The organism is Pedobacter suwonensis, from assembly GCF_007833675.1.
Taxonomy (GTDB): domain Bacteria; phylum Bacteroidota; class Bacteroidia; order Sphingobacteriales; family Sphingobacteriaceae; genus Pedobacter; species Pedobacter suwonensis.
This window is the reverse complement of record NZ_CP031708.1, coordinates 2,750,894-2,763,996: the sequence shown is the minus strand read 5'-3', so window position 1 is coordinate 2,763,996 and position 13,103 is coordinate 2,750,894. Positions and strand designations below refer to the sequence as shown.

General features: G+C 39.3%; 8 protein-coding genes. 6 read left to right on the top strand and 2 right to left on the bottom strand.

Annotated features, from left to right (window positions below; all coding sequences use genetic code 11):
• The first annotated feature begins 5 nt into the window (after positions 1–5).
• The 6 genes from DV942_RS11215 (at position 6) to DV942_RS11190 (ending at position 9,535) form a co-directional block, all read left to right on the top strand.
• Entirely contained in the window at positions 6–752 is a 747-nt protein-coding gene (locus DV942_RS11215; protein WP_145857542.1) for a LytR/AlgR family response regulator transcription factor, read from the top strand.
• Positions 753–944: 192 nt separating this feature from the next.
• Complete coding sequence (locus DV942_RS11210) at positions 945–4,673, top strand: tetratricopeptide repeat protein (RefSeq protein WP_145857540.1); 3,729 nt, start codon at positions 945–947, stop codon at positions 4,671–4,673.
• Between the two features lie 708 nt (positions 4,674–5,381).
• Positions 5,382–6,212, top strand: coding sequence for a CBS domain-containing protein (locus tag DV942_RS11205; protein WP_090984503.1), 831 nt, complete (start codon positions 5,382–5,384; stop codon positions 6,210–6,212).
• Complete coding sequence (locus DV942_RS11200) at positions 6,213–7,448, top strand: hypothetical protein (protein WP_145857538.1); 1,236 nt, start codon at positions 6,213–6,215, stop codon at positions 7,446–7,448. It begins immediately after the preceding gene.
• 2 nt (positions 7,449–7,450) lie between these two features.
• On the top strand, positions 7,451–8,368 hold the full coding sequence (locus tag DV942_RS11195; RefSeq protein WP_145857536.1) for a glycosyltransferase family 2 protein: 918 nt from the start codon (positions 7,451–7,453) through the stop codon (positions 8,366–8,368).
• Positions 8,369–8,371: 3 nt separating this feature from the next.
• Positions 8,372–9,535: an AMP-binding protein gene (locus DV942_RS11190; protein WP_145857534.1), complete on the top strand. Its 1,164-nt coding sequence runs from the start codon at positions 8,372–8,374 to the stop codon at positions 9,533–9,535.
• A 19-nt stretch (positions 9,536–9,554) separates the two neighbouring features.
• On the opposite strand, the gene DV942_RS11185 is transcribed toward DV942_RS11190, so the two are convergent.
• Positions 9,555–10,694, bottom strand: coding sequence for a PepSY-associated TM helix domain-containing protein (locus tag DV942_RS11185; protein ID WP_145857532.1), 1,140 nt, complete (start codon positions 10,692–10,694; stop codon positions 9,555–9,557).
• Between the two features lie 4 nt (positions 10,695–10,698).
• Positions 10,699–13,080 (bottom strand): TonB-dependent receptor domain-containing protein, encoded by a 2,382-nt coding sequence (locus DV942_RS11180; RefSeq protein WP_145857530.1) that lies wholly within the window; start codon positions 13,078–13,080, stop codon positions 10,699–10,701.
• Between the last annotated feature and the right edge of the window lie 23 nt (positions 13,081–13,103).

The window sequence follows — 13,103 nt, the reverse complement described above, 5'->3', positions numbered from 1 at the left end:
CTAACATGAAACTTTACATACTGGAAGACGAACCGCGTATACTGCAGCATATTCTACAGATTGTAACCCGGATTGATTATGTACAGGTGGTGGGCACTGCTGCAGAAATCGCTATTGCAGCCCTAGAAATACCGGCTTTAAGGCCCGAAATTATTCTTGCCGATATCAGGCTGAAGGATGGAGATAGTTTTCAGCTTTTTGAGCAGATTGGAACAGCCGATTTCCAGGTCATTTTTTTAACCGCTTATGATCAATATGCGATACAGGCACTTAATCTTGGCGCTTTTGGTTACCTGCTTAAGCCAGTTGATGATGAATCGCTGACTTCTGCCATCAATAAATGCTTTCACCACCATAAACAGAATTTATTTGACGAGCAACAACTGAGCATCGCTAAAGAGTACTATCTGTCTCAGGGCTTATCGGCCAATAAGCGCATTGCGCTTAAAACACTCGAATACATCGAGGTAGTTGCTATAGAAAATATTATGTTCTGCAAGGGCGATAAAGGATATACTACTTTTGTGATCAAAGGATCAAACGAAATACTGGTATCAAAAGGATTAAAAGATTATGAGGGACTACTATCTCCCTTCGGTTTTCTAAGATGTCACCAGTCCTACCTCGTTAATTTTGCTCATGTTAAAAAGTATTTCAGAGAGGGTTATCTTCAAATGGAGAACGGGGAGAAAATCCAGGTTTCCAGTAGAAAAAAAGAAGAGGTATTAAGGTACCTGGAGAATATTGCTTAGGCTCTCCTGGGCAGAAATGATAAAATTTACAGGCAAAATGCAAAGCACATGTTACCAGCCTGGTTAAGGTAAACTCTTTTTTATAGGAAAGTTTCAATATCAGTCCTGGTAGCTGATATGAATAATGTGTTGTTATACTTATTTAGTCCATAATTGCTTTTGATTCAGATTTGTTTTTTCTATAATTACAAAATGAAATTCAAACTATTAATACTCTCTGTTCTTGTTTCTTCGTCTATCCAGGCACAAACAAATTTAAATCCGGGTTGGGAATATTTTTTCAAAAACAACCGTACAGCAGCCCGTGATTTTTTTACCAAAGCAGCATTAAAACCTGCATCTTCAGACGAAGCAAATGTTGCACTTTCTATGATGACGGAAATGGACCGTTCAGATAAAGAAGGTTTTAACTATTTAAATAAATTAGCCAATACCTCTAAAAACCCACAGCCATACCTGGTTGCGCTCTGGAGCGATTTGCCCAATAGGGCTTCAAAAATAAAGACTGCTGATCAGCTGGAATTTTATAAAAAACTTGCGGCAAGAAAAGACGTTGACGGAACCCTAAATGCATTAGCCTATTCTTCGTTGGGTGCTCATTACGAAGAGAAAAAACAATATGCCGAGGCAGATCAGTATTTTAGTAAGATCGGTGAAATCGAAAATTGGTTAATTACAGGTGAATATGAAAATATTTCTACCAGTGGCTTTGATAAACAGTATGATGATATTTTGGCCCATCCTGAACTCGATTATGTTTTTTTTGGTAAGAAGAACCGAAAATTTAGCTGGAGAACGGTGCCGTATGTAAGGCATGATAAATGGTTCGATTTTACCTATTACAATACTTACGAAAATGCATTGCAGTTTGCTCAAACCTTCGTTAATGCACCTGCAAATACGGTAGCACAGTTAAGGATCGGCGTGTCTGGTTCGGTAAAGGTTTGGGTAAACGACCAGTTGGTCATCAGCGAATCCGAAGAAAGAAACAACGACCTTGATGCCTATATCGTACCGGTTAAATTAAATCAGGGCTACAACCGTATTTTGGTACAAATAGGCGAAAGTTACGCAGGCAGATCGAACTTTATGCTTCGGTTAACAGATGCTAACGGAACACCACTGAATAACCTTTCTGCTACGAATACGCCACAAACCTATTTAAAAGAAACAAGCCCTGCTGCAGCGCAGCTCAAGCCTGTTGGATTTAAATATTTTGAAGATGGTTTGAAAGCAAAACCTCAAAATTATTTAAATCAGTTAATGATGGCTAAACTGTATTTGCGTTTAGGGAATGTGTTTGATGCGAGATTGATTTTGGAGAAGCTTAAAAAGCGTTTTCCTGAAAGTACCTATCTTAACCTGATGATGATAGAACTGTTTGAAAAAGCAGACAATAGAACTGGGATAGAAACCCTGAAGGAAGAAATCAAAACACACGACCCCGAATGTTCGCTTGCACTTGAACTGATGTATACGGAGCATTTTCAACAAAATGATTATGTGCGGGCAAAAGAAATTATTGCCAAACTCGAAAAAATCTATGGCGAGGATGAGGCAGTTTTAATTAAAAAACTAAATATCCTTGGGCAAGAGAAAAAACAACCGGAAATTATCGCCCTGGTTGAAAAAATTTATCCCCAGCATTTAAGTTCTGCAGATATCGTAAATTTAAAATACCTGATTGAAGTGCAGATTAGAAAGAACCCAAAGGCTATTGATATTCTTCAAAAATATATTAACGAAAATAACGATTATAAAGCGGCTAAATATGTAGCTAAACTATATCTGGATAAAGGTGAAACTGATGCGGGAATTGATATTTACAAAAAAGAACTGAAAGATGATCCGATCGGTTTTGCGGTTTACACTGACCTTGCCGGTATTTATTATAAATTGCAACAATATGATGAGGCAGAGAAATTATATTTGAAAGTACTCGAAATCGATCCCAATAATGCATTTGTATATTCTCAGTTGGGGTTGCTTTATAATGCAAATAAACAGAAAGAGAAAAGTATTAAGGCTTACGAGAAGAGTTTGCAGATCGATCCGAACAATTACACTGTCATACAGTTGTTAAGAACACTTCAGGATAAAAAAGCAGTTTTCGATTATTTCGAAAAACCCGACGTGAAGGTAATGGTTAGCCAGGCGCCGTCTAAAACCGAATACCCTGACGGGCAGGTTGTGGTTTTAAATAATGAAGTGCAGAAAGTTGTTTATGAAAACGGAGGATCAGAAGAGAAACACTTTTTTACGGCGAAAATACTCACCCAAAAAGGGCTTGAAAGCTTTAAAGAATACGCAATTCCTTACAATAACGATCAGAATTATGCTATCGAAATTGCTGAGGTCATAAAAGCCAATGGAACCAAAGTTCCGGCCGAAACCGATAACAATGAATTGGTATTTACAAACCTCGAAGTTGGCGATATAATCAATATCCGCTATAAGATCGAAAATTTCAATGTAGGAGCCATGTCCAGTCACTTCTGGGACGCTTTCTATTTTAGTGACGGACTGGATCATCTTAAAATTAAATATTCGCTGTTAATCCATCGCGACAAAGCATTTAAATATGTGTTTTCACAACAGGATATTGCTCCTGTTAAAACAGCAAAAGATGAATTTGACCTGTATGTGTGGGAGAAGAATAAACAGGAAGCATTAAGGTATGAGGATAAAATGCCTCCGATGGATGATGTAACCAATATGCTGTATTTATCATCCATTCCGGATTGGAAATTTATTGCAGATTGGTACGATAATATTGCTTCAGCCAAAGCAAGGAGCAGTTATGAAATTAAAACTGTAGTGAACGAGTTGTTTGCGGGCAAGAGTAATTTAGATGATTTAACCAAAATCAAAATGATTTATAATTACATCATTACCAACATTGCATACAGCTCCGTATCGTTTAGGCAAAGTGGTATTATTCCTCAAAATCCGTCAACAGTTATCAATACCAGAATTGGCGATTGTAAAGATGTATCTACACTGTTTGTAAGCATGTGTAAAGAGGCAGGTATTTCGGCTACACTGGCTTTGGCAAATACCAGAGACCGGGGACAGCATACGCTATTATTACCAAGTATCGAATTTAATCACTGCATTGCTAAAGCTGCTGTAGGTGGAAAAGATTACTGGGTAGAGCTTACATCCGGAACTTTGCCTTTTAACACCTTCAGTAATACTTTTCTCGGATCTAATATCCTTGAAATTAACAAAACGAGCACAGCACTGACCCAATTTAATCCTGGTATAAGAGGAAGAAATGTTATGGGTTACAAAACCGAGGTGAAGTTAGAAAATGCCGATATGATGGTTAAGGAAACGAATTGGAATACCGGATCAATGTCTAGTTACATGAGAAGTGTTTTTAACGATTTGAGCAATACCGATCAAATTAAAAAGATGAAGGAAGATTTAACGGGTACTTATCCTGAAAATGAAGTTTATAGCTTAAATTTTACCAATCTCAACGCCGCAAAATCAACATCTGATACCGTAGGAACAGCCTGTTCTTATAAATTGGTGAATGTGAGTAAAAGTGTGGCCGGCATGTCCATATTCTCTATTCCATGGTCGAACAAATCTTATGCTACCGCGCTACAGGTGGTTTCACCTAGAAAGTTTGGTATAGATCTTACCCAATTATTCGGAATTGATGAGTCTAACCAGGAATTATCTTTAGAGCTTCCCAATGGAAAGGCAATGGTTCAGCCTTTTAAAGCAGTAAAGTTGAGCAATGACTTTATTGATTTTAAGCTTGAGAGCGAGCAACAGGGAAATAAACTGTTATTAAAGCGAAGTTTTGTGTTAAAAAAAGATTATGTTCCTTTAGATAAAATCGATCAGTTTAAGGCCTTCTATAAAGAAATGGCCGAAGCAGATGATCAACAATTGGCGATGAAATAGCGTTGAAGCCCATATCGTAATAGATTTTCCTTTCAGGTATGTTTATGGTTTGACATCCATAATGTAATCTAAATTTTAACGATATGGGCTCTTCACAGGAGTGTTTTCGAATATCGGATGACGAATCGCTTTTTTCGCCGCACCTGCCTCCAAGTTCCTTCAAAGCAATATTAAGACATATTGCCAATATCCTCATCGTTAAGATTGGGTACAAAATCTATAATATACCCGTCGCCGTATAATCAGTCTCTATACTTATCAAAGTGTAAAATCCTTTTTGCTTTGATTAATTGTAAACGGAAAATAACTTCCTAAAGCGTGGTAAGCAATAACATGATGTAAATCATGAAATATTTGTATATTTAATAATACAATTGTGAATATTAAATAATTTTATTTGTGTATTTTAAAAATATATAAAATATGTATTCTTTATTTTAATAAAAAGTATGTATATATGTATAAATAAATCCATCTTATCACCCTCAAACCGCTCGTCAAAATGAAAATTACTTTTCCATCAGTTATTCGATTATGATATCCTAATGGTATATCTCTAAATATCAGATAATAATTTGTTATAAAAATAACTGCCGTTCCCCGCGTCTAAGGTGCTAAAATGTCTGATTAGACTTGTATTTTAATACAAATTGAAAATATTTTAATTCGTATTTCTTTATTGTTTAATAAACCTTTAACCAAATAATCATGAGAAATTTATTGTCAATTATCATTCCTGTGCTTGAAGGGATGGAAGAATCTCCATTGAAGCACCAACTTTTAACCTATTTTCCGCAACAGGCTGAACATTTCAAAACAATTGAAGACAGTTTTGTGAAACTAACGGCAGTGCTGCATGACAGGGACCATCTTAAACCCTTTTTTCATAGCTGGAGCCAAACCAATAACAGCGCAGTTACTGTTGCGGGATTGAGTAACCGCATGACCATGCTGATCCATAAAAATATGCCTGTGGCAGATGAAGCTCAGCTTTTCAGATCAGTAGCCAGCCTAAACAGAATTGTTGATGAAGACCTGGCAGTTGTTGGCAAAGTGTTGCACTCTGACCTGTTTTATACGATGGCGACAAATACCTGTGGCGACGATGGATGGTTATTAAGGCAATATCTTGATCCTAGCGCACGTGCTTTTAAATATTGGAAAGACCAAAACTCGTTACGCAACAAAGATTTAATGATCGGCTTGTTAACTACGCTGGTTCATGAAATTTATACCCATGGTGAGGTGGAGTTTATTTTACCAAAGTTTACGAGTTGGCTGGAAGATGATTTTGGTTTTGATAAGGATACATTGAAACATACATTGGCCTGGATAACTGTACACTGCGGGCCAACAGAAAAAAACCATTTCTTTTATGCTGTTAATGCCATCAATTATTACGTTAAGGCGATGGGTATAAATTTGGCTGATTATGATTTACGCGAGATTGTTGCTGATTATTTAAGTAAAAAGGCAGCCGTAATGGAAACCATTAGCGCCAGTTTGGATCCTGTACTTTCTGAAGAAGAAATTGTATAAATGATGACGGCTGAGCTTGTAGAAAACCACATGATCTGTAGCAGGGAAATGCTGAACGAATTATTGGTGAGACACCTGGGCGAAATACCCTGCAATGGTGCTGATTCATTTTCGCCAGTGCCTGTTGCTGTAAGCCGTAGCGAAATTTCACGGATGGAGAAACTATGCCAGGTGCTAAATAAGGCACTGACCAATGTTGTAAACGCTTATTTCGACGATGAAAGGATACGTGCCATTTACAATTTTGATGCTTGTTTGAATAATATTTTGAGCATTGCAAGCGTACAACCTTACGAAGTGGGCATGTACCGTCCTGATTTTTTACAGGCAGAGGATGGCAGCACCAAAATCTGCGAAATAGGGGCCAGGTACCCGATTAATGGTTGGATGCTGAGTTATTACCTGAACGTGATTGCTAAGGATAGCAGTTTGCCATTATTGGAGGCTGTTCCTCATCAGCGCGATTTTATCCGTACCGTTTTTAAACGCTTCAATAATCATGAGCCTATTGTGCTGGTGCACGAGAAAGAAAAGGGAACCGAAGTATTTTACCTGTTGAATGAGTTTAGCAAACAGGGCTTAAATTATATTTCTGCAAATCCAGCCCAGTTAACATGCGAAAACGGCTTTATTATGCTGGATGGTAAACCCGTTGATCAGTTTATATTGGAAATGGACCGCGAAGAACTGCGTAAGTTTGATCCTGAAGTATTGAAACTGATCATCAATAAAGGCAACTACTTCAACGATGTACGTACATTGATATTGGTTCATGATAAACGCATCCTTGCTGTGCTGTATAACGAAGAGATCATGAGCAATTATCTTTCTGAAGAAGAATATCTTTTCTTACAGTCGTTTTTAATTCCCACATATACCCTACATACAGCAGATAAAAGGAATGAAGTAAGCAACACGTCCTTAAATTGGGTATTAAAACGGAATAGTGGCGGTCGTGGTATTGATATGTATGTAAAAAGTGATTGCGAAGCTGGTTTTTGGCTGGATACCATTGATACACAATGGACAGAATACATGGTACAGCAGTATGTACCCCAGCGTTTGTTTAAATATGGCAACGATACCGGAAAGAGCCTGATCAATCTGGTAGGGATGTTATTGTGTTACAATGACCGGTCATTTGGTCATGGCCTGTTCCGTGGTTCAGCAGAAAGTGTGGTTAATGTCCATCAGGGTAGGGGAGTCATTTTTCCTGCAATGGTATCAACATCATAGGTATGACGCATGCTGTTATCATCCCGCTGTTCAATAAAGCAGCTTACATCGCGCAAACATTAAATTCGCTCATCCGGCAAAGTAAACAACCGGATGAGTTGATCATTGTTGACGATTTAAGTACAGATAACAGTCTTTCTGTCGTCTACGGTTTTTTGCACGATCATATTTCGGCTTTTGGCAATTGCAGGATACAGGTTATTGAGCTTACCGAAAATAAGGGACCTGGCAATGCACGCAATATCGGTTTTGCTGCTGCCAGTTGCAAATTAATCAGTTTTTTGGACGCCGACGATGAATACCATCCAAATTTACTGGAAGTTGCCGCTCATGCATTTGAAAAGCATCAGCTGGATTTTATGGTGCTTAATATTGTTTTCATGCCGGGTAGGGAAATATATCCTGATCTGGAACCTTTAAAAAAGTACCTTGAACCGCTTGATACGGATTTATATCTGATTAGCCATCCTTTAAGGGCAGTTAGTAATCCGCATTTTATTATGGGGGTTGGCAGTAATGTAATTACACGAAGTAAATGGATTGCCGCTAACCGATACGAGGCCGATGCGCAGTTAAATGAAGGTATTGATTTTTGGTATCGGGTACTTAAAGGCATATTGAACGAGGTGCCAGGGAAGATAGCCTTGCAAACCGGAGCTTATCTTTATGTTAATGAGGTGCCGGGAAGCCTTTCGCGGAAAACATACAGTCATTTCAAGCAGATCGAATTGCCACCGGTGATTGGGAGGTACATCAGGAGCAAGGATAAACATGACAGGCTGTTGATGGGCATGATCGGTGAGCGCTGGTATAAACATGCTTTACAAAATTTGCCCTCCAATTGCCAAAAAATAAGTTTTTTATGGCATTATCGCAGTTATTTGCCAAAATACATTGGCTATCTGCTTATCAAAAGATGAATAATGATCAATCCAACGCTCAATCAATACTACCATATTGTTAAACAATCAGATCTTTTCAGGTCTTATTATCTTAATTATGAAGATTATTTAGATGCGCCGATAATAGGTAAGAAGGAATTGATTAAGCTATTAAACGACCATTTTGATCTGCATAGCCAGGAACAGGGGGTTTATCTGGTGCGCTCTGGTGGATCTACCCAAAAACCGCTGGTTTTTCCGGTCGATATTACAGAAAATCTCGAACAGCGTGCAGCCCTTGCTTCCACATTACAACAAGCTGAAGTGTTTACCCCAAAAACTATTGCGCTTAATATGTTTGGTTATATGGATATGTACCGTACCGCCGCAATTATGGACGATCTGCTGGAAAGGTGCAGTGCAACAACTTTAGTAGCCGGTGCAAACCTACCTTTTGAAGACACTTACCAAATGGCATTAAATTTTAAGCCCGATTTATTATTGGGTACACCTTCAAAATTATTTTGTTTAGCGCAATACCTTAAAAAACACCAGCTTCGTTTATCCGTTACCAATCTTTTGTTTGGTGGCGAGTTTTTACCGCCATCACATATCAAACTTTTTGAAGATACTTTCGGAACCCGGCAGGTCTATTCATTATATGGTTCTGCAGAAACGGGAATATGGGCCTGGTGCGATTATAGCCGATCGCCATTATTGTTCAACGTGATTGATGGCCTGATAGTGGAAGCAGACAATCCTGATGCAGACGGCTATGGCTCACTATTGGTAAGCAATCTATTCCGTAAGCGTTTTCCAATCTTTAGGTATGATACCGGCGATATTGGCAAATGGGTGAAAGTTGATGGGAAACTTTATCTTAAATTAAAGGGTAGATCTTCAAATTCCTTTATGTTTAATGAGTGCAACTATGATCTGGATGATTTTAATCCCGTTTTTGCTGATGTTGAACGGTTTCAGATACAGATCATCCCTCATGAAGGACATACGTCAATAAGGTTTATGCTGATAACCGGTTTAGCCAATACCGACAAAGATGTGTATGTAGAACAAAAACTTCAACAGCTATATGAGGTGTTTGGTTACAAAGTAAAAAATTTAGAAGTTTTAGCTGGTAATGATTTAAATCTGTATACCAATGCTATTACCGGTAAAACACCGGTGGTGATTGATCACCGGGTTTGATATTGGTTGTAAATCGTAGCTATGCTGTTGCCAACGTTTTTGAAGAACGTTTATCAGCCACTGGCTTTTTTTTCTTTTTACGTTTGCTAAGCCAGATCATAAAACCGGTTATCGGCAGGCTCGCCGTAAATAAGGCAACCACAAAAGCCAGGATTTTTGTACCCAAACCATAGATACTTCCAGCATGTACAGGCAAAACATACTTTTTGATCTTTGTCCCCAAGCTTACAGATGCAAAGGGCCGCTGTCTGATGATCCGTCCGGTTTTGCCGTCAAAATAAGCTGCATTGGTGCATCCGGGAGGTAACTCTTCACTTTCCTTTTGAGCCATTATCGCCAGACCGCTTTTAGGTGAAATATTGAAGTTAAGCCTACCTGGATTAGGGTACAACTTATTCATACTGCCCTCAATCGTCTGCAGGATACCTGGATTGGCTTTTTTAGACTTTACCAGGTTTTTGGGCGAAAGTTCCTTCATCACTTTACCGTCTGCCAGTTTATAGATCAGGTTTTCTGCCCAATTGTAACTCATTACGAGGCCTGTAAGGGTAATCAGGATCAGGAAAAACGAGAGATAAAAGCCGGTTACCGCATGCAGGTCCCAGTTAAGCCTCTTGTTTTTGGCATTCCACTTAATTTTAAAGCGTTGTTTGATGGCCTTTTTATTGGCAGGCCACCAGATCATGATTCCGCTAATAGTAAGAAATAAACAAATGCAGCAGGAGATACCCGTTATGGCCTTTCCTGTTTGATTCAGTAATAAATAGCGATGCAGGTTCCTTACTGCTCTAAAAAACTGTTTCTGAAAAAGGCCTTTGTACAGCACCGCTCCGTTATAGGGATTGAGATAGGCAACTTTCATTTCAGGACCTTTACCAATACGTGCTTCCGCACTTCGTTCAGGTTCCGCCTCCAAAATTAATTTAGATACTTTTTTGTCAGGGTAAATGCTATTGGCAATATTGAATATACTGTCTGCACTTAAACGTTGCCGGCTGGGACTTACAAAATGACGTTCCTTAAAAAATACCAGTTCCAGTTCATCCTCAAAAGTAAGCAGGCAGCCTGACAATGCAACTACCATTAAAACAAGTCCTGTGATTAACCCCAGCCACAAATGCAGCCAGCCTGTAATGCCTTTAAACCGATTATTAGCCATACTTTTAAAACTTCAGCGCAATGCTGCCAATAAATTGTACCGGAGCCTGTGGCGTTAACCTTACCGACCAGGCTTTTTCGCTGGTTAAATTGTTTACCTTAAAGTTAACGCGGTATCTGGAATGGTCATAAAATAGGGCGGCATCCAGCATGGTGTAAGCCGGTATGGTTATCTTGGTACTTTGTGTGTTGGTTTGGTAGGATTTACTTCCGTAATTACCGCCAAAGCCAATACCCAGGCCGCGCAGGCTTCCTTCCGGCAAACGATAACTCACCCAGAGATTAGCCATTTTATCCGGACCGGATAATGCCGGACGTAAATTATTTACCGTTGCATCAGCGTTGGTAAATAAGCTGTAATTGTAAGCATAGCCTGCTATAATATTCAGGCCACTGAAAGGGTTTGCGATGATGTCTACCTCGATACCGCGGCTGAGTTGCGCGCCGTCCTGAATAGAATAGTTGATATCCCGTGGGTCCAGACGTAAAACATTTTCTACTTTTATATCGTAATAACTTACCGTTCCTGATAAACGGTTACTAAATAAGTCGCCTTTCAAACCAAATTCCAGCTGATTGGCATGTTCTGGTTTGAATGCGGTACCATCAAGTGACTGGCCGTTTCGATTAAAAAATCCACCCATATAATTACCAAATAACGACAGGTGATCTTTGCTAATTTCATAAACTAACCCTAGCTTTTGTGAAACAGCTGTTTGTTTATAAGGACCGGCAGATGTGCCGCTTGAGCCTAAACCTCCGGTGATTTGGCCGGTTACGATATTATAGACACCCTTATAGTCGAAAGTGTTTATCCTGATGCTCGCCATGGCCAGCAATTGGTCGGTAATGTTAAATACGTCTGATACATAGGCTCCATAGGTGTTGTCGCGGTTATATTCTTTACGTAAAGTACCCCTGCTGGTCAGCGAGTCTACCTTGAAACGGCTGATTCGATACGCTGGCTGCGGGTTTATAAAGTTTACATCCTGGTTGTAATTAACGGTAACCCTGTCAAAATCATTATAATTATTATAAAAATCTATACCGGCAACCATGCGGTTACGGAATTTTCCTATTTTAAAATCACCTATAAAATTCTGCTGTATGTTGGTTGCGATAAAATTTGTATTTCCAACTATAATCTGCGGGCGCACTGTAGTGGCAGATCTTCCGTTCAGTGCGGTGATGTAGCCGTCAATGGTTGAGCGGTTTCTGGAGATAATGGTTTGAGATGTCCAGCTACCCGATATTTTATAATTTACCTGAGCAAAGACGTTCAGCATCTGTGTGGAATAAGTAAGATCGTTACTTAGGAATGTCTTATTATAAGGGAAGCCAATATCGGTTATCGATTGATTGGTATTAGGTATGATAAAGGGATTGAATCGCACAACAGATGTGCCTTTTTCCTGTCCAAATTCAACATCCATCAACAGCGACAATTTATCGGTAATCTGATAGGAGAAGCTGGGGGCTATGGCAATATTATTGGTGAAACCAAGTTCCTGAAAGCTTTTTTGATGTGTAGTAGCTACGTTCAGGCGAAATAAGGCAGTTTTATCCGCATTAACGGGTGTATTTACGTCAAGTGTTAATCGGTTGAGGTTCCAGCTTCCTGCGGTATAGGCTACCTCGCCACCAAAATCGTTATAAGGTTTTTTAGTTACACGGTTATATAAACCGCCGTAGCTACTAGAAATATTAGTGCCAAATAACGTTGTAGATGGTCCTTTGATGGCTTCAATCCGTTCCAGATTTACCGGGTCAATAAATGAAAAAGCTGGTCCGGCCACACCGTTGCGGGCGTTAGGTTCGGTTTCAAAGCCACGTGAGCGGAAAGTAACCCTTCCCTGGTTCAGAATTAAAGGGATGCCCGCTCCAGGTACGTTTTTCGAGATGCTACCCAAATCTATTACAGCTTGCTCCTGCATCAGTTCTTTTGATACGGAATTGTAAACCTGCGGGTTTTCAAGGTTTTTGAGTGGCAAGCGCGCCACATAACGGCTTTCACGTTTGGAAAATCTGTTAATATTGGAAGCGATGGTCACTTCCTGCAAAGCCTGTACGTTTTCTTTAGGTAATTGAAAATTGCACGTTACGGTTTGCCCAGCTATAATGGTAACTTCCATTATGTATTCTGGTGCACCCAAAATCTGGATTTTTAAATGATAACTTCCCGTGTTAATATGATTAAAGTGGTAAGTGCCGGTTTCATCTGTAAGCGTAGCCTTTTCGAGTTCGGTTATGGTAACAGATGCTGAAGCATAGGGAGTGCCGTTCACAAGAAGGATTTTACCGGTAATGCTGCCAGTATTTTGAGCGGTTGCTGTTAAACCGGTGGATAGAATAGCAATTACAAGCAGCGTACGTAAATAACTTATCATTAGTTAAGGGATGGAAAATTAAG

Excerpts from the sequence above, each read along its gene's own strand:
- DV942_RS11215 (WP_145857542.1), top strand. The coding sequence starts at position 6 with ATGAAACTTTACATACTGGAAGACGAACCGCGTATACTGCAGCATATT.
- DV942_RS11210 (WP_145857540.1), top strand. The coding sequence starts at position 945 with ATGAAATTCAAACTATTAATACTCTCTGTTCTTGTTTCTTCGTCTATC.
- DV942_RS11205 (WP_090984503.1), top strand. The coding sequence starts at position 5,382 with ATGAGAAATTTATTGTCAATTATCATTCCTGTGCTTGAAGGGATGGAA.
- DV942_RS11200 (WP_145857538.1), top strand. The coding sequence starts at position 6,213 with ATGATGACGGCTGAGCTTGTAGAAAACCACATGATCTGTAGCAGGGAA.
- DV942_RS11195 (WP_145857536.1), top strand. The coding sequence starts at position 7,451 with ATGACGCATGCTGTTATCATCCCGCTGTTCAATAAAGCAGCTTACATC.
- DV942_RS11190 (WP_145857534.1), top strand. The coding sequence starts at position 8,372 with ATGATCAATCCAACGCTCAATCAATACTACCATATTGTTAAACAATCA.
- DV942_RS11185 (WP_145857532.1), bottom strand. The coding sequence starts at position 10,694 with ATGGCTAATAATCGGTTTAAAGGCATTACAGGCTGGCTGCATTTGTGG.
- DV942_RS11180 (WP_145857530.1), bottom strand. The coding sequence starts at position 13,080 with ATGATAAGTTATTTACGTACGCTGCTTGTAATTGCTATTCTATCCACC.